At 64.3% G+C, this 25,623-nt stretch carries 22 protein-coding genes; 14 read left to right on the forward strand and 8 right to left on the reverse strand.

Features of this window, described 5'->3' with window-relative positions; genetic code table 11:
- The first annotated feature begins 193 nt into the window (after positions 1 to 193).
- From E1N52_RS10580 to E1N52_RS10590, 3 genes are all read left to right on the forward strand, one after another.
- The gene (locus E1N52_RS10580; protein WP_133182559.1) at positions 194 to 1,993 is read left to right on the forward strand and encodes a methyl-accepting chemotaxis protein; all 1,800 of its coding nucleotides are present in this window, start codon (positions 194 to 196) and stop codon (positions 1,991 to 1,993) included.
- Positions 1,994 to 2,081: 88 nt separating this feature from the next.
- Positions 2,082 to 2,405, forward strand: coding sequence for an ArsR/SmtB family transcription factor (locus tag E1N52_RS10585; RefSeq protein ID WP_133182561.1), 324 nt, complete (start codon positions 2,082 to 2,084; stop codon positions 2,403 to 2,405).
- Entirely contained in the window at positions 2,398 to 2,886 is a 489-nt protein-coding gene (locus E1N52_RS10590) for an SRPBCC family protein (RefSeq protein ID WP_133182563.1), read from the forward strand. The genes E1N52_RS10585 and E1N52_RS10590 overlap by 8 nt, the downstream gene beginning before the upstream one ends.
- 74 nt (positions 2,887 to 2,960) lie before the next feature.
- Here the strand turns inward: E1N52_RS10590 and E1N52_RS10595 are convergent, their stop codons facing one another.
- On the reverse strand, positions 2,961 to 3,446 hold the full coding sequence (locus E1N52_RS10595; protein ID WP_028209548.1) for a YajQ family cyclic di-GMP-binding protein: 486 nt from the start codon (positions 3,444 to 3,446) through the stop codon (positions 2,961 to 2,963).
- 278 nt (positions 3,447 to 3,724) lie between these two features.
- Here E1N52_RS10595 and murB point away from each other — a divergent pair, with 278 nt between their 5' ends.
- A complete protein-coding gene (murB, locus tag E1N52_RS10600; protein WP_133182634.1) occupies positions 3,725 to 4,771 on the forward strand; it encodes a UDP-N-acetylmuramate dehydrogenase in 1,047 nt (348 codons plus the stop codon).
- A 35-nt stretch (positions 4,772 to 4,806) separates the two neighbouring features.
- Here murB and E1N52_RS10605 read toward each other — a convergent pair whose 3' ends face one another.
- Complete coding sequence (locus tag E1N52_RS10605) at positions 4,807 to 5,634, reverse strand: EAL domain-containing protein (RefSeq protein WP_133182565.1); 828 nt, start codon at positions 5,632 to 5,634, stop codon at positions 4,807 to 4,809.
- A 244-nt stretch (positions 5,635 to 5,878) separates the two neighbouring features.
- Here E1N52_RS10605 and hmgA point away from each other — a divergent pair, with 244 nt between their 5' ends.
- A complete protein-coding gene (gene hmgA / locus E1N52_RS10610; protein WP_133182567.1) occupies positions 5,879 to 7,228 on the forward strand; it encodes a homogentisate 1,2-dioxygenase in 1,350 nt (449 codons plus the stop codon).
- Positions 7,225 to 8,538, forward strand: coding sequence for a fumarylacetoacetase (fahA, locus tag E1N52_RS10615; RefSeq protein WP_165979357.1), 1,314 nt, complete (start codon positions 7,225 to 7,227; stop codon positions 8,536 to 8,538). The genes hmgA and fahA overlap by 4 nt, the downstream gene beginning before the upstream one ends.
- Before the next feature lie 75 nt (positions 8,539 to 8,613).
- Here fahA and E1N52_RS10620 read toward each other — a convergent pair whose 3' ends face one another.
- Positions 8,614 to 9,771, reverse strand: coding sequence for an MFS transporter (locus E1N52_RS10620; protein WP_133182570.1), 1,158 nt, complete (start codon positions 9,769 to 9,771; stop codon positions 8,614 to 8,616).
- Positions 9,772 to 9,874: 103 nt separating this feature from the next.
- Complete coding sequence (locus E1N52_RS10625) at positions 9,875 to 11,059, reverse strand: MFS transporter (RefSeq protein ID WP_133182572.1); 1,185 nt, start codon at positions 11,057 to 11,059, stop codon at positions 9,875 to 9,877.
- Between the two features lie 349 nt (positions 11,060 to 11,408).
- Here E1N52_RS10625 and E1N52_RS10630 point away from each other — a divergent pair, with 349 nt between their 5' ends.
- Positions 11,409 to 11,678 carry a hypothetical protein gene (locus tag E1N52_RS10630; RefSeq protein WP_133182574.1) on the forward strand — a complete coding sequence of 90 codons (270 nt, stop codon included), beginning with the start codon at positions 11,409 to 11,411 and terminating at the stop codon, positions 11,676 to 11,678.
- A 66-nt stretch (positions 11,679 to 11,744) separates the two neighbouring features.
- Here the strand turns inward: E1N52_RS10630 and E1N52_RS10635 are convergent, their stop codons facing one another.
- Both E1N52_RS10635 and E1N52_RS10640 read right to left on the reverse strand, forming a co-directional pair.
- A complete protein-coding gene (locus E1N52_RS10635) occupies positions 11,745 to 13,562 on the reverse strand; it encodes a winged helix-turn-helix domain-containing protein (RefSeq protein WP_246089021.1) in 1,818 nt (605 codons plus the stop codon).
- 243 nt (positions 13,563 to 13,805) lie between these two features.
- Positions 13,806 to 14,615, reverse strand: a complete 810-nt coding sequence (locus E1N52_RS10640; RefSeq protein WP_133182578.1) for a crotonase/enoyl-CoA hydratase family protein — start codon at positions 14,613 to 14,615, stop codon at positions 13,806 to 13,808.
- Positions 14,616 to 14,733: 118 nt separating this feature from the next.
- Here E1N52_RS10640 and E1N52_RS10645 point away from each other — a divergent pair, with 118 nt between their 5' ends.
- The gene (locus E1N52_RS10645) at positions 14,734 to 15,264 is read left to right on the forward strand and encodes a plasmid fertility inhibition factor family protein (protein WP_133182580.1); all 531 of its coding nucleotides are present in this window, start codon (positions 14,734 to 14,736) and stop codon (positions 15,262 to 15,264) included.
- A 112-nt stretch (positions 15,265 to 15,376) separates the two neighbouring features.
- Here E1N52_RS10645 and E1N52_RS10650 read toward each other — a convergent pair whose 3' ends face one another.
- Positions 15,377 to 16,318, reverse strand: coding sequence for a LysR family transcriptional regulator (locus E1N52_RS10650; RefSeq protein ID WP_133182582.1), 942 nt, complete (start codon positions 16,316 to 16,318; stop codon positions 15,377 to 15,379).
- Between the two features lie 598 nt (positions 16,319 to 16,916).
- Here E1N52_RS10650 and aspT (E1N52_RS10655) point away from each other — a divergent pair.
- The 3 genes from aspT (E1N52_RS10655) to E1N52_RS10665 all read left to right on the forward strand — a co-directional run bounded on the left by aspT (E1N52_RS10655) (position 16,917) and on the right by E1N52_RS10665 (position 22,117).
- Positions 16,917 to 18,599, forward strand: coding sequence for an aspartate-alanine antiporter (gene aspT, locus E1N52_RS10655; protein ID WP_133182583.1), 1,683 nt, complete (start codon positions 16,917 to 16,919; stop codon positions 18,597 to 18,599).
- Between the two features lie 98 nt (positions 18,600 to 18,697).
- A complete protein-coding gene (gene aspT, locus E1N52_RS10660) occupies positions 18,698 to 20,383 on the forward strand; it encodes an aspartate-alanine antiporter (RefSeq protein ID WP_133182584.1) in 1,686 nt (561 codons plus the stop codon).
- Between the two features lie 72 nt (positions 20,384 to 20,455).
- On the forward strand, positions 20,456 to 22,117 hold the full coding sequence (locus E1N52_RS10665; protein ID WP_133182586.1) for a bifunctional aspartate transaminase/aspartate 4-decarboxylase: 1,662 nt from the start codon (positions 20,456 to 20,458) through the stop codon (positions 22,115 to 22,117).
- Positions 22,118 to 22,262: 145 nt separating this feature from the next.
- Here E1N52_RS10665 and E1N52_RS10670 read toward each other — a convergent pair whose 3' ends face one another.
- Positions 22,263 to 22,922: a YceI family protein gene (locus E1N52_RS10670; protein WP_246089022.1), complete on the reverse strand. Its 660-nt coding sequence runs from the start codon at positions 22,920 to 22,922 to the stop codon at positions 22,263 to 22,265.
- 429 nt (positions 22,923 to 23,351) lie between these two features.
- Here E1N52_RS10670 and E1N52_RS10675 point away from each other — a divergent pair, with 429 nt between their 5' ends.
- The 3 genes from E1N52_RS10675 to E1N52_RS10685 are packed head-to-tail and all read left to right on the forward strand — an operon-like array spanning position 23,352 to position 25,400.
- The gene (locus tag E1N52_RS10675; protein ID WP_133182588.1) at positions 23,352 to 23,945 is read left to right on the forward strand and encodes a cytochrome b/b6 domain-containing protein; all 594 of its coding nucleotides are present in this window, start codon (positions 23,352 to 23,354) and stop codon (positions 23,943 to 23,945) included.
- A 6-nt stretch (positions 23,946 to 23,951) separates the two neighbouring features.
- On the forward strand, positions 23,952 to 24,737 hold the full coding sequence (locus E1N52_RS10680; protein ID WP_133182590.1) for a molybdopterin-dependent oxidoreductase: 786 nt from the start codon (positions 23,952 to 23,954) through the stop codon (positions 24,735 to 24,737).
- Positions 24,738 to 24,785: 48 nt separating this feature from the next.
- The gene (locus E1N52_RS10685) at positions 24,786 to 25,400 is read left to right on the forward strand and encodes a hypothetical protein (protein WP_133182592.1); all 615 of its coding nucleotides are present in this window, start codon (positions 24,786 to 24,788) and stop codon (positions 25,398 to 25,400) included.
- Positions 25,401 to 25,623: the final 223 nt, after the last annotated feature.

Here is a 25,623-nt window from a genome sequence, read left to right on the forward strand (position 1 = left end):
ACAAGCCAGGTTGTTGCAATCGATTTGTCTGATAATCTCGCTTATCGTCTGTCATCTTTCGTTAAGTAAGCGATTCATGGGGGCATCTTCTGCGGTTGCACCCTCAAGAACACCGTGTGGCTTGCCGTAATCCCTGATAGTTCCAGATCAGGCTTTTGCGGCTTCCCTCCTTCAATCCACACGGCATTCCCCCATGTTTTCCACCATCCGCGCGCGCATCGTCGCGCTATGCGTTGTCATTGTCGTGAGCGCACTTGCCGCGAATACGGCGCTCAATTATGTCGTCGCCGACTCGCACAACAAGGCGTCGATCGACAGCACGCTCACGGCGCTCGAAGAGAGCCACGCCGAAGACATTGCCGACTGGGTCGCGACGCACGAGCGGATGATCGATTCGCTGCAGGACGCCGTGCTCGGGACAGATCCCGTGCCGGCGCTCAAGCAGATCGCGACAGCGGGCGGTTTCACGAACGTCTACGTGGGTTATGCCGACCGCACGGCGAAATTCTCCGACGCCACCGGCATTCCGCCCGACTACGACCCGACCGGGCGCCCCTGGTACAAGCAAGCTGTTGCGGCGGGCAAGGCGGTCGTCACGCCGCCCTATGTGGACGTGGGCACGGGCAAGCTCGTAGTGGCGTTTGCGGAGCCGGTGATTCGCGACGGCGCCGTGAAGGGCGTCATCTCCGGCGACGTGGCGATGGACAGTGTGATCGCCAACGTGCGTTCGATTCATCCGACGCCTGCGAGCTTCGGCATGCTCGTCGACGCGAGCGGCGCGATCGTCGCGCACCCCGACTCGCAGCTCACGCTCAAACCCGTCGCGGAACTCGCGCCCGAACTCGCCGGCGATCGCCTGAACGCATTGTTCTCGGCGAGCGAGCCGTTGAAGGTGGACGTGAAGGGCGACATCAAGCTCATGCGTGCGCAAACGATTCCGGGCACCGACTGGCGCGTGGTCGTCGCTTTCGACCGCGCCGATGCGACGGCGGCCATGCGCTCGTTGCTCACGGCGTCGCTCATCGCGCTCGTGGTGATCGCGGTGGCGGCTGCGGCGATCGTGGCTGCCGCCACCGCCGTGTCGTTTCAGCGCCTGTCGCGCGTGCGCGATGCGATGGACGCGATCAGCGCCGGCGAGGGCGATCTCACGAAACGCCTGCCCGCCGTGGGCAACGACGAAGTCGCGCAGATCGCGCGTTCGTTCAACGCGTTCATGGACAAGCTGCGCGACGTGATGCGCCACATCCGCGATACGAGCGAGTCGGTGCGTACCGCGAGCGACGAGATCGCGGCGGGCAACGTCGACCTCTCGGGCCGCACGGAGTCTGCGGCGGCGAGCCTCGAAGAGACGGCGGCTTCCATGGAGGAGATCACGGCGACGGTCGCGCAATCGGCGAACGCGGCGCAGCAGGCGGACGTGACAGCGGCCACGGCTTCGCAGGCGGCTTCGCGCGGCGGCTCGGTGATCGGCGACGTCGTGCATACGATGAGCGACATCGAGAAAGCCTCGGTGAAGATCGCGGACATCATCGGCGTGATCGACGGCATTGCTTTTCAGACCAACATCCTCGCGCTGAACGCGGCAGTCGAAGCGGCGCGGGCGGGAGAGGAGGGCCGCGGTTTCGCCGTGGTGGCGGGCGAGGTGCGCAGTCTCGCGCAGCGCAGCGCGCAGGCCGCGCGCGAGATCAAGGCGCTGATCGAATCGACGGTTTCCAGCGTGAGCACGGGCTCGCAGCTCGTACAGCGCGCGGGGGCGACGATGGATGAGATCGTGGCGAATGTCTCGAACGTGACGACCATCATCGCCGAGGTCACCAACGCTGCCGGTGAGCAGACGCGTGGCATCCAGGAAGTGAATCGGGCGGTTAGCCAGCTCGACGAGATGGTTCAGCAGAACGCGGCGCTCGTCGAGCAGTCGACGGCGGCCGCGGCGGCGCTGCGCGGCCAGGCCGCTAACCTCGCGGACGCGGTCGGACAGTTCAGGCTCGATTGAGGCGCTGGCATTGGTGAAACGAGAAGACGGCGTTGCGGCGCCGTTTTTCTCATCTTGACATGCAACCATATGGTTGCATAATTGAGACATGAACGACGACGCCGTATTCCGCGCGCTGGCGGACGCGAGCCGCCGTCTACTGCTTGACCGGCTCCACGCGAAAAACGGCCAGACGCTCACCGATTTATGCGAGGGGCTGACCATCTCGCGCCAGGCGGTCACGAAGCATCTCGCGGTGCTGGAAGAGGCGAATCTCGTCGCGACGCAGCGGCATGGGCGCGAGAAACGGCATTTCATCAATCCGGTGCCCATCGGCGAGATTGCCGCGCGCTGGATCGGCAAGTTCGAGCACGAGCGCGTGGGCGCGCTCGTCGACCTCAAGCGATCACTCGAAGGAGACAGCCATGAGTAGCGACAAGCACACGCAAGGCAGTGCCGCCGGCGACTCGACATTCGTCTATGTCACGTTCATCCGCACGACGCCGGAAGCGTTGTGGACGGCGCTCACGAGCCGCGAATTCACCGAGCGCTACTGGTTCGGCATGCATCACGAGTGCGACTGGCAAACGGGCTCGCCCTGGTCGCTGCGCTTCGCCGACGGCCGCATCGCGGATTCGGGCGCGGTCGTCGAATCCGATCCCCCGCGCCGGCTCGTGCTGCGCTGGCGCAACATGTTCCTCGCTGAACTCCATGCCGAGGGCGATTCGCTCTGCACGATCGACATCGAGCCCGTGGAGCATGCGGTCAAGCTCACGATTACGCACCACATGGCGCGGCCGGGATCGATCTTCATCGAGAAGGTGTCGGGCGGCTGGCCGCGCATCCTCTCGAATCTCAAGACACTGCTGGAAACCGGCGAGGTGCTCATGCCGCTCGTGGTGACGGCGGACTGAGCGCGAGAAAAGCAGGGCGTGTGAAATGAAACGGGGCGGCCTGAGCCGCCCCGCAATGCGCTGGACTTACCGCTTTAGTCGCGGAAGTTGTTGAAGTCGAGCGGCGTGTCGGTCACGTCCTTGCGCAGCATGGCGATCACGCTTTGCAGGTCGTCGCGCTTGGCACCCGTCACGCGCACGGCGTCGCCCTGGATGCTTGCCTGGACCTTGATCTTGCTGTCCTTCACGAGCCTCACGATCTTCTTTGCGAGGTCGCCCGACACACCCTTCTTCACGGTGATGACCTGCTTGACCTTGTCGCCGCCGATCTTCTCGATCTTGCCGTAGTCGAGGAAGCGCACGTCGACATTGCGCTTGGCCATTTTCGACACGAGCACGTCTTTCACCTGGCCGAGCTTGAAGTCGTCGTCGGCGAACGCGGTCAGCTCGCGCTCCTTTTGCTCGACGCGCGAATCCGAGCCCTTGAAGTCGAAGCGCGTAGAGATCTCCTTGTTGGATTGCTCCACGGCGTTCTTTACTTCGATCATGTTGGCTTCGCTGACGACGTCAAACGATGGCATTGCTTTCTCCAAAAAGTACGAGGTGCGCAAACGGCGATGCAAAAGCTATGCAAGCCAGGTGCCCACGGGTCGCAGCCGTATTTCACGGCCCACTGCTTCATTTTCAGGCAGCGGTTCGCGCACTCGCTATAATCACGGACCGACGCCATTCTACCGGCGCCGTTGCGTTTGCCCAAGGCGGCTTGCCGTCGCCCGGCGGCGAGTCCACGGTGCGCAGGTGCCTCCCGGCGGCCTTTCCGGCCATTTTTCGTCTGCTGTCCATGTTCCGTTCTTCCTCGATGCCCGTCACCCAAACGCCCGTCACAACGTGGTTCGCCGCCGGCTTTGCGCTGCGCGCGCACAACACGTTCGGCTTCGACGTGCGCGCGCGCTACGCGTGCCGGGTCGAAAGCGAGGCCGATCTCGCCGCTGCCGTGCGCGATCCGCGCGCCCAGGGCTTGCGCACGCTCGTGCTGGGCGGCGGCAGCAATGTCGTGCTCACGCGCGACTTCGACGGTCTCGTGCTGCTCATGGCGTTGGCCGGCAAGCGCGTTGCCCACGAAGACAGCCAGGCCTGGTACGTGGAAGCGGCTGCGGGCGAGAACTGGCACGATTTTGTGTCCTGGACGCTCGAAGCGGGCATGCCGGGCCTCGAGAATCTGGCGCTGATTCCGGGCACGGTGGGCGCAGCACCCATTCAGAACATCGGCGCCTACGGGCTCGAGATGGCCGAGCGCTGCGTGTCCGTGCGGGCCGTCGAGATGTCGACGGGCAAAGCCGTGGAGTTCGACGCGGCCGCCTGCCGCTTCGGCTATCGCGACAGCTTCTTCAAGCGCGAAGGGCGCGATCGCTTCGTCATTACCGCGGTCACGTTCCGCCTGCCGAAGGTGTGGCAGCCCAACGCGGGCTATGCCGATCTCGCGCGCGAGCTGGCGCAGCACAACGCCGGCGAGGCGCCGCATGCGCGCGCCGTGTTCAACGCCGTGGTCGCGGTGCGGCGCGCGAAGCTGCCTGATCCGCTCGAACTCGGCAATGCGGGCAGTTTCTTCAAGAATCCCGTGATCGAAGCGCAGCAGTTCGATACGCTCGTCGTGCGCGAGCCGCAGATCGTCTCGTATCAGCAGGCAGACGGGCGCGTGAAGCTCGCGGCCGGCTGGATGATCGACCGGTGCGGCTGGAAGGGCCGCGCGCTGCGCGCAGCGGCCGTGCATGAGCGTCAGGCGCTCGTGCTCGTCAATCGCGGCGGTGCGACCGGCGCGGACATTCTCGAACTCGCAGAAGCGATCCAGCGCGACGTGCGCGCGCGCTTCGGCGTGGAGCTGGAGCAGGAACCCGTCAGCCTCTAAGGCCGCTCAGGCGCCGCCCGGCGCCTGCATCACCCTCAAGCCACCTTGTCCTGGGCCGCGAACACCGGCCCCTGCACGAAGCGCACGTCGTATTGCTGCAACTGCTCGAACTGCGCCGCATCGGTCACGCGGTTGAAAATGAGCGGAATGCGCAGCCGCGCCGCATAGCTCACGAGCGGCTTCACCATCGAATCGCGCAGCGCTGACGCCGCATCCATCTTCACGAAGTCGGGCCGAGGCACGTCCGACACCGAAAGAATCTGCCCGGCATTGGGCAGATTGCCCGCCACCTTGAACCCGTACCGCTGATAGCTCTTCGTGAGATAGCCGAGGAACGTGCGGTGCGCGACCGCCGCCGCCGGCAGCTCGATCACGATGCGCCCGGGGTTCAGCCCGAACGACACCAGCACGTTCGAGAAATGCCTTCCATGGTCGTACTTCACGCTCTTCAGGAGCCGCTCGTGCACGCGCAGGAAGAGCAGCCCGTGCTGCTGGCCGCCCAGAAAATTGATGGCGTGCAGCGCGCGCACCATGCGGTCGACCGCGACGAGGTCGGGATCGTCGAGCGTGTCGCTGAATGCGTCGCAAGGTGCGAGCTGGCCGTTCTGCTCGCGAAGCGTGACCGCCTGATAGCCGAGTTCGTCGCCAAAACGCGAGGCCATCGCGAGATCCGCGGTGAGCGACTGCGCTCCGCTGTGCACGCTGATGTCGTAAATCGGCTCGTAGGCGCTCAATAGCTCCATGCCGCGCCGCCGCGCCACGGCCTCTTTGGCGTGCGCGCCAGTACCCATCGCCAGGTGCTCGCCGAGAAACGGATGGTCGGCGGCGCGGGCAACGAGCTCGGGAATGGTGGGAGCGATCATGTCGATGTAGCGGGGAGCAGATGAAAAGCGCGAGCCCCACACGGGGTCGCATGACCCGATGGTAGCAGCCCGCAGCCGCGCCGGATGGACTGTTTGGTCATAACGTTATCGACCGTTCGCCCACATTCTGGAGCTCCCCGACTAGCTGTCAGGGTATACGCCTAATTTCACTAATCGTAATTGGTTTTACCATCCGTAAATCGCGTGACGCCATGTCACGGCCCGAGAACGTGGAGAGACAGCAATGAACGCACCTTTGCGGCACCCAACCGAAGTCCAGCACGGCTACATGAGCGGCTTCGCCAACGAATTCGCGACCGAGGCACTGGCGGGCGCGCTGCCCGAAGGCCAGAACTCGCCGCAGCGCTGCGCCTATGGCCTGTACGCCGAGCAGCTCTCGGGCACCGCATTCACCGCGCCGCGCTCGCACAACCGCCGCACGTGGTTCTACCGGATCCGTCCGGGCGCCGTGCATCAGCCGTTTGCGCCGGTCACGTCGCGCCTCGATGTGAATGGCGCGCCGCGCCTCGTCGCCGATTTCGGCGACGTGCCGCCCACGCCGCCCAACCAGCTGCGCTGGGACGCGCTGCCGATGCCCACGGAGCCCACCGATTTCATCGACGGCTGGGTGACGATGTCGGGCAACGGCTCGGCGGCCTCGATGAGCGGCTGCGCGATCCACCTGTACGCGGCGAACCGGCCGATGGTGGACCGCTACTTCTACAACACCGACGGCGAGCTGCTGATCGTCCCGCAGCAAGGGCGGCTTGCCATCCGCACGGAGATGGGCCGGCTCGACGTCGAGCCCTTCGAGATCGTCGTGATCCCGCGAGGCGTGCGCTTCACGGTGGATTTGCCCGATGGCGAAGCACGCGGCTATATCTGCGAGAACTTCGGCGCGCTCCTGCGTTTGCCGGATCTCGGCGTGATCGGCTCGAATGGCCTTGCGAATCCGCGCGACTTCCTCACGCCCGTCGCCGCGTATGAAGACCGCGAAGGCGATTTCGAACTCGTCACCAAGCTCAACGGCCAGCTCTGGCGCGCCGACATTGGCCACTCGCCGCTCGACGTGGTGGCGTGGCACGGCAACTACGCGCCCTACAAGTACGACTTGCGCCGCTTCAACACCATCGGCTCGATCAGCTACGACCATCCCGATCCTTCGATCTTCCTCGTGCTGCACGCGCCTACCGACACGCCGGGGGTCGACGCGATCGACTTCGTGATTTTCCCGCCGCGCTGGCTCGCGGCCGAGAACACGTTCCGCCCGCCCTGGTATCACCGCAACGTGGCGAGCGAGTTCATGGGCCTCGTGCACGGCGTGTACGACGCCAAGGCCGAAGGCTTCGTGCCGGGCGGCGCGAGCCTGCACAACTGCATGTCGGGCCACGGGCCCGACGCCGAGACCTTCGAGAAGGCATCGAACTCCGACACGACCAAACCGCACAAGGTCGGCGACACGATGGCGTTCATGTTCGAGACCCGCACGCTGATCCGGCCGACGCGCTACGCGCTCGAAACGAGCCAGCTGCAGGCGCATTACTACGAGTGCTGGCAAGGCCTCACGAAACACTTCAATCCGGAGCAGCAATGAACAGCACCATGACGGACGAACTCAAGGCGACGCTCGACGCGAAGCGCAAGAGCTGGGTCGAGAGCGCGAACGACGCGCAGTGCGATTTCCCGATTCAGAATCTGCCGTTCGGCGTGTTCAGCGATGCTGGCAATGCACAAGCGCGCGTGGGCGTCGCGATCGGCGACCTCGTGGCCGACCTGGCGGTGCTGCACGAAGCCGGGCTGCTGCGTCTGCCCGCGAACGCGCAGCAAGATGTCTTTGCGCGCGCCGCACTGAACGACTTCATCGCGCTTGGCCGCGAGACGTGGCGCAGCGTGCGCGTGCAGCTTTCATCGCTGCTCGCGCGCGAAACGGCAACGCTGCGCGACGACGCGGCGTTGCGCCAGCGCGCCTTCGTGAAGCTCGCCGACGCGAAACTGCATCTGCCCGTGCAGATTCCCGGCTATACCGACTTCTACTCGTCGAAGGAACATGCGACAAACGTCGGCTCGATGTTCCGCGATCCGAAGAATGCGCTGCTGCCGAACTGGTCCGAGATGCCGATCGGCTATAACGGCCGTGCGTCGTCGGTGGTGGTGAGCGGCACGCCGGTGCGCCGCCCGAACGGGCAGTTGAAGCTGCCCGATCAGGAGCGTCCGTTGTTCGGCGCGTGCCGCAAGCTCGATATCGAGCTGGAAACGGGCTTCATCGTCGGGCGCGGCAATGCGCTCGGCGAGCCGATCGCGTGCGAAGACGCCGAGGACCACATCTTCGGGATGGTGCTGCTCAACGACTGGAGCGCACGCGACATCCAGCAATGGGAGTACGTGCCGCTCGGGCCGTTCAACGCGAAGACCTTCGCTTCGACGATTTCGCCGTGGGTCGTCACGCTCGACGCGCTGGAGCCGTTCCGCGTCGCGCAGCCGGTGCAGGAACCGCAGCCACTCGAATACCTGCGTCACGAGGGCGACCACGCGTTCGACATTTCGCTCGAAGTGCTGATGCAGCCCGAAGGCGCGGCCGAGGCGACGACCATCGCGCGCACGAATTTCCGCCACATGTACTGGACGATGGCGCAGCAGCTCGCGCATCACACCGTGGCGGGGTGCAACACGCGTGTGGGCGACCTGATGGGTTCGGGCACGATCTCGGGCCCGACGCCGGACTCGTTCGGCAGCCTGCTCGAACTCACGTGGAACGCGAAGAATCCGCTCGAACTGAAGAGCGGCGGCACGCGTGGGTTCATCGAAGACGGCGACGAACTCACGCTCGCGGGCTGGTGCAAGGGCGATGGCTATCGCGTGGGGTTTGGTGCCTGCGTCGGCAAGATCCTCCCCGCGCTGAAGTAATTACGCCTCTACGCGACAAGCAAAACGGCCGATGCGCTTTGAAGGCGCATCGGCCGTTTTTCGTTCGTGCTCGCGTTACACGCGCGCTTGCGCCAAACCGCGCGAACGCTCCCACCGCAATGCACCGAGAAACACCAGCGCCCCCGCGAACAGCACCCACAGCATCGCGTCGTGGCCCGCGTGCTCCATCAGTGCGCCGGTGACGATCGGGCCGCCGAAGCTCGCCGCGCTCCATGCAGCGCTCACGAGCGCACTCGCGGAAACGAGCGCGACGCCCTGGAAACGTTCGCCGCACGCCACGATAGCGAGCGTATAAATGGAGCCCGCCGCCGCGCCCAGCACGAAGAGGAGCGGCCAGCGCAGCCAGGGTGTATCGACGACGAACGGCAGCAGCGGCAGCAGCACCGCGACGATCACCCCCATGAGCGCATGTACGCGCTCGCGGCCGAGCCGGTCGGCAAGCCAGCCGATGGGGAATTGCATGGTCGTGTCGCCGAGCAGCACGACCGAGGCGAACAGCACGGCCGCCTCGGTGTCGATGCCGTGACCCATCGCGAAGAGCGGCAAGAGCGACAGCGCGAGCGTATCGAACAGCGCGAAAAACCCGGTGGCGACGATGAGCGCGGGCATCTTTGGCATGACGTGGCGCCAGCTTCCGTGCGGCTCGTGCATGTCGGTTTGCTGTGGATTCGAGCGGATCGCCGCGAGCATCGGCAGCGCGATGAGAAAGATCGCGCCGCAGATCGCGAAGCGCCACGCCGTATAGCCCGCGATCTGGCTCACGAGCACCGGACCCGACATCTGGAACAGCGTGAACGTGGTTGCGTAGATGCCCACCACGCGGCCGCGGTTCGAGTCGTCGGCGAGTTCGTTGACCCACGCTTCGCCGATCGTGAAGAGCAGCATCAGCGCCGCGCCGCAGAGCATGCGCAGGAGCGCCCAGAGCCACAGGTTGTCGCTTGCCTGCATCAGCGCGGTCGCGACGGCGACGGTCAGCACCGAGCCGACGATCACCTGGCGCGAGCCGAAGCGTGTTGAGATCCATGCCGTGAACGGCACGACGGCGAGGCCCCCCAGCGCCTGGGCGGCCGTGAGCAAGCCGACGATGGCGGTGCCGTAGCCGGCGTCGGTGAGGGCGAGGGCGGTGAGCGGAAGCGTCGCGCCGGAGCCGAGGCCAACCACGGCCACGCTCAGGATCAGCGCGAGAAAGTCGCGGGTTAGGACGGTTTTCATCGGGCGAGATGCTACTACGTGCGCACGAAAATCGCGGTGCAGGCGTGCCTCAGCGCAATTCAGTGCAACTCAGCGCCCGCCCGTGCCCGCATCGGGAAAAGCGTCACGCGCAGGAAGTCGGCCCGGAAACCGCGACGCGGCGGCGCGCGCGCCGGTCGATCTGCGCCGAAACCAGCGTGAGCGCGAGCGCCGCGAAAGCGGTGACGACGCCGACCCAAGGTAGCGCCGTGAGCGGCGCGCCCGCGCTGATCGCCACGCCCCCAATCCACGCCCCGCCCGCATTGCCGAGATTGAACGCGCCCTGGTTGAGCGTAGAGGCGAGGTTGGGCGCATCGCTCGCGCGGTTGACGATCAGGATCTGCAACGGCGGCACGATCGCGAACGCGAGAATGCCCCACACGAAGATCGTCGCCATGGCTGCGATCTGGTCGTGCATCGTCAGCGAGAACGCGGCGAGCACGACGGCAATCATGGCGAGGAACGTGAGCAGCGAGCGCATGAGTTTCCAGTCGGCGAGCTTGCCGCCCAGCGTGCTGCCCACCGTGAGCCCGAGGCCGAACAGCAGCAGCACGAACGTGACTTCATGCGGCGAGAAACCGGTCACGTCTTCGAGAATCGGCGTGATGTAGGTGAACACCGCGAAGAGGCTGGCCGAGGCCAGCACGCTCATGCCGAGCACCATGAGCACCTGCGGGTTCTTCAGCACGCCGAACTCATGCACGAGGCTCGCCTTCTGCATTTCGATCTTCGCGGGCAGGCATACCTGCAGCGCCGCCGCCGCGAGGATGCCGATGGCCGTCACGGCCCAGAACGTCGTGCGCCAACCGGCGATCTGACCGAGCGCCGTGCCGAGCGGCACGCCCAGCACGTTGGCGAGCGTCAAGCCCGTGAACATCAGCGCGATGGCCTGGGCGCGGCGGTTCGGCGCGACGAGGCCGGCCGCGACCACCGAGCCGATGCCGAAGAACGCGCCGTGGCAGAACGCGGTGACGATGCGCGCGGCCATCAGGATCGAGTAGTTCGGCGCGAGCGCACACAACAGGTTGCCGACGATGAAGATGCCGATCAGGCGCATGAGCGCCTGCTTGCGCGGCACGTTGGCAATGGCGATGGCGACGATGGGCGCGCCGATCGTCACGCCGAGCGCGTAGGCCGAGACGAGCATGCCTGCCGCCGGGATCGAGACGCTCAGGTCACGCGCGACGTCGGGCAGCAGCCCCATGATGACGAATTCGGTGGTACCGATACCAAAGGCGGCAACGGCAAGGGCGAGGAGGGGCAAGGGCATGGCGTGTGGTCGGCGCAGGACGGCGCCGGGCCGAAGCGCGAAGCCGTTTTATTTAAGTCAACGCGGAATTGTACTGAAACCTGACACAACGCATACGGCACGCATTTCAATGCTGTTGGGAAAACAACAGCTTTTCTCGCCGGATCTCGTTCACTGTTCCTCCATTTTTCTTGACGATTTCTACAGGTTACGTGCATGGCGCAACGCGCTCGCGGGCAGCACGATACCCACACGATCCAACGAGCGAAACAGTCCACCATCCGGTCCGCCCGCCGGCGGGTGCCGCCCTCGCGTCGTCCGTCCCGCGCATGACGGAACCGAACATGCGCAACCTTCCTGGAGCGATGTCATGAACACGATGACCACAGTACGCATCGCGGTGGCCGCAGCGGCTGCCTTATTCGCAGGTAGCGCGCTGGCGCAATCGCAGAGCGACGACCAGTCACAACAGGCCAGCACACCGCCGGCTGCGCAGGACGTGGGCGGCTCACCGATGTCGACAAGCGCATCGGGCGCGCCGATGGGGCTCACGCACGCGCAGGTCTACCAGGACCTGGTGCGCTCCGAGCAATCGGGTCAGCAGAAGGCGCTGAACGAAGGGCTCTATCACGGTAACTGAGTCAAAAAGGGAGACCCACGTATCAGGACGGCGACGCGACGCGCTCTCGCGATCTGCGCCAATCGCTCAGCGTGTCGGGCCGCCGCCAATGTGTTTTTCGATGAGCCGCATGCGTCCCGTCGGACGCCAGGGCGCGAACCATGGATTCGTGCGCAACTCGCATAGCCGCGAACTGCGCTCGGCCAGCGCCGTCTCGAGCCAGCGGAACATTTCGTCGGGCTGCGCGAGGCGCGCGTAGGCCTCGGCGATGAGTAGCGGCGACGTGTACCGGGTCCGCCGCCGCGCGAGCAGATCCTCCAGATACCAGCGCAGCACCGCGTCATAGCCGCCTGTTTCCCAGCGAGCGCGAATGGTGCTTGCGCGCGCTTGCTGGTTGCAACGTTCGAGCGCCTCGACGGTGGCGTCCACGGCCTGCGCGTACAGTTTTTTCACTTCGAACGCGGTAGCGAGCAACTGATAGACGAGCGGCGGATGGTCCATGTGCCCCGGCGCGAGATATTCGCTCACGACTTCCGCATGCCTGCCCGACATCACCATGCCGAACGCGCGCGAGCCCTGGAACGCCAGCGGATCGATGCGTTCGGCGCGCTCCATCGCGGCGTCGCCTTCCGCGCGGCGTCCCGCCGCCACGAGCATGCGCGCATAGAGCCGATGCGCCTCCGGGTAACTCGGATTGCGCCGTAGCGCCTCCTTGAAGCCGGCCTCGGCCTGGTCCCAGTCCCAGTCGTAGAAGTAGCGCACGGCCGCGAGCGCGTGATGCGCCTCCGGCAGGTCCGGGTCGAGTTCGAGCGCGCTTTCGGCGAGCGAGCGCGCGACCGGCCAGCCGTCGTCGGGCGCGACGAAGCCATGCACCACCGTCGATCCGTAGTAGTTCGAAAGGCCCGTATAGCCGAGCGCATAGCTCGGGTCGTGTTCGAGCGCGGCCTCGAAGTAGGTCCGGCTGCGCACAAAGTCTTCGCCGTCGATGCCGTGATGTGCGCAAAAGCCCGCTTCGAAATGCACGCGGCGATACCAGAAGAAACGCCCGCGCACATACGCGTCGTGCGCGGCGGGATCGACAGGCAGACGCCGCTCGAGGCGCGTGCGCTGCTGCTCGGAAAGCGTGGACGCCAGATTTTCGGCGAGCGCCGCGACCGCTTCCTTGAGGATGTCGAGCGCGCCTTGCGTGGCGCTCTCGTGCGCGCGGCTCCAGATCTGCGCTTCGTCGGCGCAGCGGATCAGACGCGTGAGGATGCGTGTTTGCTGTCCCGCGCGCGTGAGCGAGCCTTCGAGCACGTAGTCGAGCTTCAGCTCGCGCGCGATCTCGCCGATGCTCTTTTGCGTCGCGCGGTAGCGCGCTGCCGTCGTGCGCGCGATCGTGAGCAGGCGCTCGGGGTTGAGCGCGCCGAGCGTGACCGAAATCTCGTCGGCGAGCTGGCAGCACAGGCTCTCCTGGCTCGCGTCGCCTGTGTGGTTGGTGAAGGGCAGCACCAGCATGCGCACGGCGGGCGGCGCCGGCCCGGTCTCGCGCTGCGTCTGCGAGCCGTGCGCGGCAGCCGGCGCGTCGTGAGCGTCGGCGTGTGCGGGCAGGATGCCGTCGAACCGGTAGCCCTTGCCCTTCACGGTGATGAGGTGGCGCGGTTTGGCGGGGTTGTCCGCGAGCGCGATGCGGATCTTGCGGATCGCCGTGTTCAGCCCGTTGTCAGTATCGCGAAAGGGGCTGCCGGCCCACAACCGGTCGACGATGTCCGCGCGCGAGATCAGCTCGCCGCGGCGCGAGGCAAGCAGGATCAGAAGATCCATGGGCAACCGCTCCAGCTTGACCTCCGTACCCTCTCGGCGCAGCTGGTACCGCTCGACGTCGAGTTCGAAGTCCGCGAAGCGGATGATTCGATCCGTCGGCATGAGATCACTCCCGTGATGCGGCATCAGGGAAGGGGGCGCCGGGGCGGTTCGTCTGAAGATTGCCGTTAGACGCAGGAGTACTCAGCGTCATTACAAATGGCGGCAGGGGCGGGGGCAGCGGCGCGGATCAATTTCAATGTAGTGGGTCGCGCGCGCGCCTTCAAGCGTCAAGCGCTGCGCACTGTGGCCGTCGCCACGTCAATCGACTGTCGTTGTGTTCGCGTGCGATTTTCGTTTCGCTGACTACGGTTTCAGTGGATCAAGCGGTTCACCATGACGGCCTGCGCCGGCGGCGAAGCGCGCCGCGAGCGCGAGCCCTTCGTCGAGCACCGCGCGATAGCCGAGCGCGGCTTCGCGGCGCAACGCCTCGGCAGTGTCGGACAGCATGCTGTGTTCGATCGCGGAGTGGCGGTCCGCGAGCAACGCGGCTTGCGGCAACGCCGCGAGTTGCGCGGCGAGTTGCTCGGCGGCCTGGCGCGCGCCGCCTTTTGCGACAACGCGATTGGCGAGACCGAACGCGAGGGCTTCCTGCGCATCGACGGCGCGCCCCGTGAGGATCAGATCGAGTGCGCGCGAAAGGCCGATCAGGCGCGGCAAGCGCACCGTGCCGCCGTCGATGAGCGGCACGCCCACGCGGCGGCAGAACACGCCGAGTACGGCGTCTTCTTCGACCATGCGCAAGTCGCACAGCAGTGCGAGTTCGAGCCCGCCCGCAACGGCATAGCCTGAAATCGCGGCGATCACGGGCTTGCTGAGCGACATGCGCGTGGGACCGAGCGGGCCTGGACCGTTGCCGTCCTCGTGGATTTCATTGCGGCGTTCGGGGTCGGCGAGCGCGGTGAGGTCCGCGCCCGCGCAGAAGGTGCCGCCCGCGCCGTACAGCACGCCCGCGAGCCATGCGGGATTTTCTTCGAAGCGTGTAAAGGCGGCTGCGAGTGCGTTCGCTACGGGCCTGTCGATGGCGTTGCGTTGCGCCGGCCGGTCGAGCACGAGAATTGCTACACGCCCTTGAGTCTCGATACGGACGTGCTTGCCGAAGGTTTCGATCGTCATGTGTCAGTCCTCGATGCGCCCCGCATTCGTCATAAAAATTTAATGGCCCATCCGTAGCTTAGGCCGGTTTAATTTCCTGAACTACGGTTTCACCACCGCACGCATGCAATCGACGTCCATGTCCAGCATCATCTCCGTTTCGGATTCCTCGCCGTATCCCGCTTGTGGACCCCTCTGGACCGTCCCGTTGCCCGACCACGACGCGTATGACCATGTGCACTTCAAGCGCGTCTTCACGACCGACGGCACGCGCCATGTCGTCGTGATCGTCGATCTGCACAGACTGCTTCTCTGCGCCGACCGCGACGACACCGATTACGTGCTCAAGCCCGTCGACGACTGGCATAGCGGCAAGATTCGCGGCATTCGCGAGTTTCTCGATCCCGACAACGAGCGCGTGCCGCAGATGCCCTATGTGACGATCAGCAAACGCCGCGTATCGGGGCTGGCCGGATGGCTCGGACTCGCGCACGAGGGCGTAGTGGCGTTTCGCAATGGCCAGCATCGCGCGCGTTACCTCGCATGGGCGGGGGCATTGTGGCTACCTGTGGAAGTGCACGAGCGCGAAGCGGCGTTGCTGCGCGAACTGTGCGGCGCGGGCGACGTGGGCCTGCTGGTTCCGGTCGACGGCAACTCGCCCCGGTTCTGATGCGCCGTCGCGCGCGAACGGCATGTTCGCTAACGGCGCGCTCACTCGCCGGCATGTTCTCAAACCACCGGGCGTACGCGTGACGCAAACATTGCGCACGCCCGATGTGTGCTCACGCCACGCTCAGCGGCTGGCTGGACATGGGCGATGCGTGATGCGCATGCGCGAAATGTTCGACCGTGTAATCGACGAAGCGGCGCGTCTTCGCGGGCAGATACTGGCGGCTCGGATAGACGATGGACATGCGCACGTCGGGATCGTCGATCTCGTAGTCGGGCAGAAGCCGGCGCAATGTGCCTGCGGTGAAGTCGTCGGCGACGAGCGGCGCGGGCACGATCGCCACGCCCATGCCGGCCAGCGCGGCGAGACGCACCATCAGCATGTTGTTGACGGCATAGCCGGGCTGCAGCGTGACCTGCTGGGTACGCTCGCCGGCCTTCGCGAACTGCCACGTCGCGCTGCGTTCCTCGGGCGGCAGCGCGACCGCCGCGCACTGCTCGAGCTGCTCGGGCGTATGCGGCTCGCCGTGCTCGGCGAGCCATGCGGGCGCCGCGCAAGGGACGAACGTCGTGGTGCCGAGCGCGCGCTCCACGCACTCGCCGTTGCGCGCGGGCGTGGCGCCGACGATGCCCACATCGAACCCATCTTCCCTGAGATCCACGGGGCGCTCGGCGAGCGTGAGCCGCACGTTCACGCGCGGATACAGACGTCGATAACCGTCGATGAGGGGCGTGAGCGTGGCAAGCGAGAGCGCGCCCGCGGCCACCACGCGCAGCGTGCCGCTTGGCTCGCTTTCCGTGTGCGCCAGCGAGCGCTCCAGATGATCGAGTTCCTCCAGCACGCAACGACAGCCTTCAAGGTAGCGTAGGCCCGCCTCGGTAAGCGCGAGATTGCGCGTGGTGCGATTGATGAGGCGTGTATTCAGGTGCGCCTCGAGCATCGCGACGGAGCGCGTGACGAGCGCGTTGGAGACGTCGAGCTGCTGCGCGGCGCGACGAAAGCTTTCGGTTTCCGCAACCCTGACGAAGACGCGCATGGCGTGTATCTGGTTCATGTGTAGCCTCGTATGCTCGATGCATGGACCGGTTGAGGGGCACTGCGACTGCTGGCGAAGTTGAGGAAGGAAACAGTGTGTCGCGTTGTTCTGGCCAATATGCTTCGAATGGACGACTGCGATGGACGACTTCGGTAATCTAACAAAAATAATATTGACAGTCGGTGAGAATTACAATATCTATCTCAACACACAGCAGCGTTTCTTACTTGTAAAAGATCCAATACGCAACTGGCATGTATTGAGTGAGGAATACGTTGTGCGTTTTTGTCACTATCAAATATTTGTGCATTGCAGATAACGTGTTCGCGTAATTTTTGCGAGCAGCCGATATCTGTCAGATCTGTCAGATTCAGGGCGGCTTAGCCTTTGCCTGCGGCGAATCGTGAGTCATTGCGGTCGGTGAACGGTCGGTGAATTTATCGTAATTCACATGACTGAAATAAGCGCGCATTGATTCTTTTGCTGCGTGAAAGAATGGTTGCGCATGGGGAAAATAACGACCGGCATTCGGCATTGCATGTTATTTAATGTGCATTAGCGCTCGTTTTTTGAGCATGCTTTCGGGCTAACTAAAACGTAAATCGGCAGACCAGACATGATCGTCGAATTGCTGAAGTCGCAACCCGAGATTGCCCTGTTCGTGAGCCTCGCGCTCGGTTATCTGATTGGTTCCATCCGCTTCGGGCCGATCTCCCTCGGGGGAGTGTGCGGCACGCTGATCGTCGCGCTCGTGCTCGGGCAAACCGGCGCGCGCATCTCGCCGGACCTCAAGAACGTCGCTTTCGCACTCTTCATCTTCGCGCTCGGCTTCACGGGCGGTCCGCAGTTCTTCGCGAACGTCGGCCGCGGCTGGCGCTATGGACTGCTCTCGATCGTCGAGATCGTGTCTGTCATGGCGCTCGTCATGATCGCCGTCGTCGTGATGAAGCTCGATGCGGGCACCGCGGCGGGCCTGCTCGCAGGAGCGGCGACCGAATCGGCCGTGATCGGCACGGCTTCCGAGGCGATCACGCGGCTCGGCCTGACCGACGCCCAGGTGAGCACGCTGCAGGCGCACATCGTGACCGCGTACAGCGTGAGTTACCTCTTTGGCCTCATCACCATCGTGCTCTTCACGAGCCAGATTGCTCCGCTCATCCTGCGGGTGAACTTGCGCGAAGAGGCCGCGCGCCTGTATCGCAAGCTCGGCGGCGACGGCGCGCTCGACGAAGGGCAGCGGCTCGCGCTCGCGCCGCTCGAAGGTCGCGCGTTCAAGGTGGGACCGGCGGCCGGCGCCGCAGTCGCCGCCTTCGAGGCGCGCTTTGGCAACAACGTCACGATCGAGTACGTGCTGCGCGACGGACGCCAGCTCGACGCCAACGCGCAGTCCGTGCTGCAGCCGGGCGACATCGTGCTGATCGCCGGACGCCGCGAAGCCGTGATCGAAGCGGCAGGCAGTCTGGGCGAAGAGATGCCGGGCGAAGGCTTGTTCAAGCTGCTCGCCAAACGTGTGGACGTGATGGTCACGCAGCGCGACGTTAACGGCCTCACGCTCGCGCAAATGCGCGAACGCGCCGCGCCGGAAGCGGGTCGCGGCATCTACGTCGGCGCGATCACGCGGCTCGATACCACAGTGCCCGCCTTGCCCGGCACGGTCGTGCATCGCGGCGACGTACTGACGCTGGTCGGCACACCCTCCGACGTCGCGCGCGGCGCGAAGCGTCTTGGCTACGTGATCCAGCACACCCAGAAGACCGACTTCGTCTATCTGGGCCTCGGCGTGCTGGTCGGGATGATGATCGGGCGTTTCGGCGTGAACGTGGGCGGCGTCACGCTGGTGCTCGGCACGGGCGGCGGGTGCCTGCTCTCGGGTCTGTTCTTCGGCTGGCTGCGTTCGCGGTTCCCCCTGGTGGGGTCGCTGCCCTCGGCCGCCGCGCAGGTGCTCAAGGACTTTGGTCTTGCCACCTTCATCGCGGCCGTCGGGCTCTCCGCCGGTCCCGACGCCATCAAGCTCGTGCGCGAGTACGGTCTCGCGCTGCCGCTCGCCGGCATTCTGATGGTGCTGATTCCCGGGCTCCTTTCACTCTGGATCGGGCACATGTTCCTCAAGCTCGAAGCGCCGATGCTGCTCGGCGCGATTGCAGGCCAGCAGTGCAGCACGCCGGCGATCAGTGCGCTCGTCGGCGTAGCCGGCAACTCGACTCCCGTGATCGGCTACACGATCACCTATGCGCTGTCGAACATCCTCTTGCCGCTCATGGGCCCCGTGGTGGTCGGGCTCGCGGCGAAGTTTGGCTGACGAAATTTGGCTGGTGTTTTCGGCTCGATCTGGCCGGCGGTGTTCCATTGCCGGCCATCCCCAGCAGTAACGGGGTTCTTTTTCAAAGCGAGGACACGATGGAATGGCTACATGACATCTTTCACAAATCCCCGGAAATCGCACTATTTCTCTCCCTGGCCATCGGCTACTGGATTGGCCAGATCAACTTCGGCAAGTTCCAGCTAGGCGGCGTGGGTGGCTCGCTGCTCGCGGCCGTCGTCGTGAGCCAGGTGGGCGTGACCGTCGACAACGGCGTGAAGGCGGTGATGTTCGCCGTCTTCATCTATGCCGTGGGCTACGACTCAGGCCCCGGCTTCTTCAACTCGCTCAACCGCAAGACGTTGCGCGAAATCGCCATGGCGGTGTTCATGGCGCTGGCGGGCCTTGCCACCGTGCTGGTTTGCGCGAAGCTCTTTCACCTCAACAAGGGCCTTGCCGCCGGTCTCGCGGCGGGCGGCATGACGCAGTCGGCCATCATCGGTACGGCCGGCGATGCAATTGCGCGCCTCGGTCTGCCGCCCGACCAGGTGAAGGCCATGCAGGCCGACGTCGCGATCGGCTACGCCGTCACGTACGTGTTCGGCTCGCTCGGCGCGATCATCGTCTGCGTGAACATCCTGCCGAAGTTCATGGGCCGAAGCCTCAAGGACGCCTCTGCGGACGCCGAGCGCGAAATGTCGGGCGGCAACGCCGCTGCGGGGCCGGGCCAGATCACGGCGCTGCCCGAGTTGTTCGGGCGCGTGTTCCGTGTCGAGAACGCCGCGGGCAAGACCGTCAAGCAGATCGAGCTGGCCGAGAGCGATTTCGTCGCGGTCGAGAAGATTCGCCGCGCGGGCAAGATGCTCGACGCCACGCCCGACTTCGTGCTGAGCCGCGACGATGTCGTGCTGGTGGTGGGCCGCCGCGAGCAAATGGTCGAAGTGGGCGCGCTGATCGGGCCGGAAGTGCCGGACTCGGGCGGCATGAGCCTCGTGATGCAAACGCGCCAGCTCGTCTTCACGCGCAAGGGCATGAACCACACGACGATCGCCGAAGTACGCAAGAACGTGGACCGCGATCTGCGACATGGCGTGTACATCGAGAAGATCGAGCGCGTGGGCCAGCCCGTGCCGCTCCTGCCGGAAACGAAGCTCGAGCACGGCGACGTGGTGACGATCTACGGCACGGCAACGGACACGAAGCGCGCCGTGCAGGCCGCCGGCTATGAACTCGCGTACAGCAACAAGACCGACTTCATCTACATGGGCGTGGGTCTCGTGCTCGGCTTGCTGGTGGGCCTGATCGTGGTGAACGTGGCCGGCATTCCGCTCACGCTCGGCTCGGGCGGCGGCTGCCTGCTCGCGGGGCTCGTGTTCGGCTGGATGCGCGGCAAGCACCCCATGTACGGTGTGATGCCGCCCGCGGCTTCGCAACTGCTCAAGGACTTCGGGCTTGCGGCGTTCGTCGCGGTGGTGGGGCTGAACTCGGGCCTGCAGGCCGTCGTGACGATCAAGCAAAGCGGCATCACGATCTTCCTGCTCGGCGTGGTGGTCACGATGGTGCCGCTCTTCCTCACGATGCTGTTTGGCCGCTACGTCCTCAAGTACAACAACGCGGCGATTCTCGCGGGCGCGCTGTCCGGCGCGCGCAGTGCGAACCCGGCCTTCGGCGGCATTCTCGACAAGGCGGAAAGTGCGGTGCCCACCGTGCCGTTCGCCATTACCTACGCGATCGCGAACGTGCTGCTCACGCTGCTCGGGCCGCTCGTGGTCGGTCTTGCATGACATGAACCCAAAGTGTGCTGCGCGAGGAAAAAAAGCGCGCGGCGCACGCAACGTCTTCCAATGGAGAACACCATGGCAACGAAAGCGAAGGGTAACGGCGCGAAAGAAAAGTCGGGTCTCGATGCACTGAGCCCGTTCGAGCTGAAGGACGAACTCATCAAGGCGGCCGGCGGCGGTGCGACCGCGCGCCCGGCCAATCTCGCGATGCTCAATGCGGGCCGCGGCAACCCCAACTTCCTCGCCACGATTCCGCGGCACGGCTTCTGGCAACTCGGCCTCTTCGCCATGCGCGAGTCGGAGCGCTCGTTTGCCTATATGCCTGAGGGCGTGGGCGGCTTTCCGCATCGAGAAGGCATTGTCGAGCGTTTCGATCTGTTCCTGCGCGAGAACAAGGGCCAGCCCGGCATCGACTTCCTCGCGGGCGCGGTGTCGTACGTGCGCGATCAGCTAGGCCTCTCTGGAGGCGACTTCCTCTATGAGATGTGCGAAGGCATCCTGGCCTGTAACTACCCAGTGCCGGACCGCATGCTCAAGCTTTCCGAAATCATCGTCGGCCAGTATCTGCGCCGCGAGATGATCGGCAAGCATCCGTTCGTCGGCGAATTCGACGTGTTCGCGGTAGAAGGCGGCACGGCGGCCATGACGTACATCTTCAACACGATGCGCGAGAACTTCCTCATCAAGAAGGGCGATACGATCGCGCTCGGCATGCCGATCTTCACGCCGTACATCGAGATTCCCGAGCTGAACGACTACGAGCTCAACGTCGTGCATCTCGACGCCACCGTCGAGAACAACTGGCAGTACTCGAAGAAGGAACTCGACAAGCTGCGCGACCCGAAGGTCAAGGCGTTCTTCCTCGTGAACCCGAGCAACCCGCCTTCGGTGAAGATCGACGACGCGAGCCTCGAATACGTTGCCGAGATTGTGAAGGAGCGTCCGGACCTCATCATCCTGACCGACGACGTGTACGGCACTTTCGCCGACAACTTCGTCTCGCTCTTCGCGCTTGCGCCGAAGAACACCATTCTCGTGTACTCCTATTCAAAGTACTTCGGCGCGACGGGCTGGCGTCTGGGTGCGATCGCCACGCATCGCGACAACGTGCTCGACCATACGCTCGCGAAGTTGCCGAAGGACGAGAAGAAGGAACTGCACAAGCGCTACGAGTCGATCACCACCGAGCCGGACAAGCTCAAGTTCATCGACCGCCTGGTGGCCGACAGTCGCACTGTCGCGCTGAACCACACGGCCGGTCTTTCCACGCCACAGCAGGTGCAGATGGTGCTGTTCTCGCTGTTCTCGCTCATGGATACGCCCGACGCGTACAAGAATGCGCTCAAGCGCCTCATTCGCAACCGCAAGCGCGCGCTCTTCGAGGAAATGGGCGTGCCCTACGGCGAGGGCGATCCGAATCAGGTCGACTACTACACGATCCTCGACATGGAATACATGGGCGAGAAGCGCTTCGGGCGCGAATTCGTCGACTGGCTGCTCAAGCAGGTCAAGCCCAACGAACTGCTGTTCCGTCTCGCGGAAGAAGCGCGCGTCGTGTTGCTGCCGGGCAAGGGCTTCGGCACGCCGCATCCGTCGGGCCGCGTGTCGCTCGCGAACCTCAACGAGTCGGACTATCGCAAGATCGGCCGCGCGGTGCGCAAGCTCACGGAGGAATATGTGCAGCGCTATAACGAGGCCACGGGCAAGAACCTCGATCCGACTGCCGTGAAGAAGTAAGCGCGGGCGGCGCGCAAGCGCCTCGCGTCTCAGTTTGTCTGAAGTCCGGGCCGCATCCGGCGTGGTTTGCCGGGTGCGGCTTTTTTATGGTTCCTGGCAGATCTCCGCGGTCGTTCTCTGTTCGACCCGTAAGCAGACCACCGATTCACGGATCGGCACGCTCCCTGACAAATTCGGCACGGATCCTCATGTGCACGTCATCCCCGACAGCGGAGGACCACTTCGTCAGCCCAAACGCTGCCCGGCTGAAATGGCCGTCGGCGGAGAAGGCCAGCGTCTGGGGATCGCCCGGTGGATCGTGCGAGTCTGAGTCGAACGTGACATCGAGCGTGACGGGGCGAGTCGTCGTGCGGATCGTCAGATCGCCTGTCAAAAGGCCGCTGTACGGACCGATCCGGACCAAGCGCGTGCTGACGAAGCGAATGGCCGGATAGTGCGCCACGTCCAGCATGCTGCCGCTTTCGACGATTCCGGTGACAAACGGCGCGTTCGCTTCGAGGCTTGTCGCGTCGATCGTCACCATGACGCGGCCCGAAGCCGCGCCCTGGAATCCATCGAGCTCGGCACCTATGCGGCTAAAGCGCATCGTGAGATTCGAGTGCCAGGCGTTCGCGACGTCGAATGTCACACCGGAGCGGGCCGGATCGAGCCGATACTGTGCCAGCGGTGCGGACGTGTCGATCGGTTCCGCGCTGACCCCGACAGCTGCAAAGGCGCTGCAGGCAAACATCGCGATTACGGTTGCGTGGGGTTTGAGACGCACCAGGGTCGCGCCACGCCAACGGATGCGGTTGCGATCCAGCACGCTCTTTTACCTCCACTTTTCCGGGCGGGAGCCGCCCGGTGCGAGCAGCAAGCGCATGTGCTCAGACGCCCGCAAAAGATGTGCCGCCGCCGTACTGATGGCTAGACCACAGTCCGGTTGCCAGCATGCCCCATTCACGCGGAAAGCGTCTGTTCAGATAGCACCACGGCCTCGTGACGGAATGAGGACACCGGGGAAACGTTCCGCATGCTCCCTCTATTCCGCTGCGCTTGCAAGCAGGATGCGCTCAAGGGATGTCGCCGTTCGTGTCGGACGACGACGCACCCTGTCGGAAAACTGAAAGGAAAAAATTCTCGGCAGCGGTGGAATAGGGACGTGAGTACGGGGTTTACCCACCAACTAGGAGCCGACCACGGAGCGATCGGGCCAGATCCCATCGCAGCCGAACAACTTCCACGAAGCCTGCACATGAGCCGAACGATCATTCAGCCTCTCTGGGTCCGCACGACACACTGGATCAACGCCGTGGCGGTCGTGCTGATGGTGACAAGCGGCTGGCAGATTTACGATGCCTCGCCTATCTTTGCCGGCCTGAAATTTCCCGCGACCATGACCTTGGGCGGCTGGCTGGGCGGCGCATTGCAGTGGCATTTCGCGATCATGTGGGTGCTGGTCGCGAATTATCTCGTCTACGTGTCACTCAATCTCCTTTCAAGGCGCTTGTGGAGAAAGCTTCTCCCGATCCGCACGGGTACGCTATGCCGGGATCTTGTCGCTGCGCTGCGCGGCAAGCTGGCACACGAAGATCTGGCGCGCTACAACGCCGTTCAGAAACTGGCGTATGTCGTGGTTATCGCCGACATCGCAGTCGTTATCCTTTCGGGCCTGGCGATCTGGAAATCGGTTCAGTTTCCCCTGTTGCGAACGCTCATGGGTGGATACGACAACGCTCGGGTCGTCCACTTCTTCGCCATGAGCGTCCTCGTAGTGTTTTTCGTGGTGCACGTCGTCATGGTCGCGCTTGTGCCGCGCTCGCTGCTCCTGATGCTTCGCGGACGGTGATCGAACATGAACCCTCGCAAAAAGCCGCTCAATGCGTTTCTCGTTTCAAACGCGGATTCGATCATCAAGGACGCGCGCAGCGAATTGAAGAGTCCCGCTCGCAGGCTGTTCGGCAGACAGATACTCACGCTCGGCGGTATTGCGATGCTCTCGGGCTGCGATCTGTCGAACGACAAGTCGGTGAATACCATGCTGCGCAAGATGTCGTTCTTCAATGATCGCGTGCAGGCGCTGCTGTTCGATCCGAACAAGATGGCACCGACGTATCCGGAGTCGATGATCACACGGCCTTTCCCTTTCAACGCGTTCTATGACATCGACGACGTACCGGAAATCGACGCCGCGACTTATCGGCTGCAGGTGGGAGGACGTGCGAACGGCAAACGCATATGGACCCTCGACGAACTACGAGCGCTGCCACAAGAAAGCCAGATCACGCGCCATATCTGCATCGAGGGCTGGAGCGCCATTGGGCACTGGGGCGGGGTGCGTTTCTCTGATTTTCTCCGCCGTGCCGGGGCCGACACGACAGCGAAGTACGTCGCGCTCCATTGTGCCGATAACTACTGGACCAGCATTGATATGCCAACAGCGTTGCACGCGCAAACGTTGCTTACGCTGACCTATGACGGGGACGTGCTGCCGCCGAAATACGGCTTTCCGATGAAGCTGCGTATGCCGACCAAACTCGGCTACAAGAATCCAAAGCATATCGTCGCCATCACGGTGACGAACGAGTATCCCGGCGGTTACTGGGAGAACCAGGGCTATAACTGGTTCGGCGGTTCCTGAAGTGCAATCGACTCTTTCCTCAACGCATATCCGCTACATGGAGCATTCATGACCATTCGACTCAAAGTTGCAGCGACCATTGCCGCAATGACGCTTGCCGGCAGCGCGCTGGCGCAAACGCCTGACGCGAAGCCCGTGCGTATTCGCGGCAATGTCGTTTCTCTCGATGGCGATGTTCTCAAGGTCCATCGACGCAGTGGCGATACGGTGTCGATCGACCTCGCGGCCAACGTTCCTGTCTCGTCGGTCAAGGCGATGCAGCTATCCGACATCAAGCCGGGTACGTTCGTCGGCACGGCTGCGACAACCGGTACTGACGGCAAGCTGACGGCGACCGAAGTTGTGGTCTTCCCGGAAGCCGCGCGCGGCACGGGCGAGGGACACTACGCGTGGGACCTCGGCCCGAACAGCACGATGACCAACGCGAATGTCGATACTGTCGTGCAGGGCACGGACGGCCGCAATCTGAGGCTGTCGTACAAAGGCGGCAGCAATGAGGTAACGGTACCGCCCAATGTACCGATCGTCACCTTCGTGCCGGCTGCGCGCGCCGATCTGGCGCCTGGCAAGCAAGTGTTCGTGGTCGCGAAATCCGCGTCACAGGGTGCGTACTCCGCGCAGCGCGTGGTGGTCGAAAAGAACGGGGTCGTCCCCCCGATGTAAGAGAGCGCGTTCGGGTTTCCCGGAAGTTGCTGGGCAATCACAATCCACGCGCCGGACCGGAACGCGAACAACTACCCGGTCCGGCGTGCCTTGTGGGCCTCGAAGTTTGCGTGGAGATTCACCAACGCAGAGAGATTCACCGAGATACGCGCCGGCCGCATTCGCAGCGGATCGCGCAGAGCCCGGCGACGTACCGCGCAATACAGCGTGCGGCGCTCAATAG

It is taken from the genome of Paraburkholderia guartelaensis, from assembly GCF_004353905.1.
GTDB classification, from domain to species: Bacteria; Pseudomonadota; Gammaproteobacteria; order Burkholderiales; family Burkholderiaceae; genus Paraburkholderia; species Paraburkholderia guartelaensis.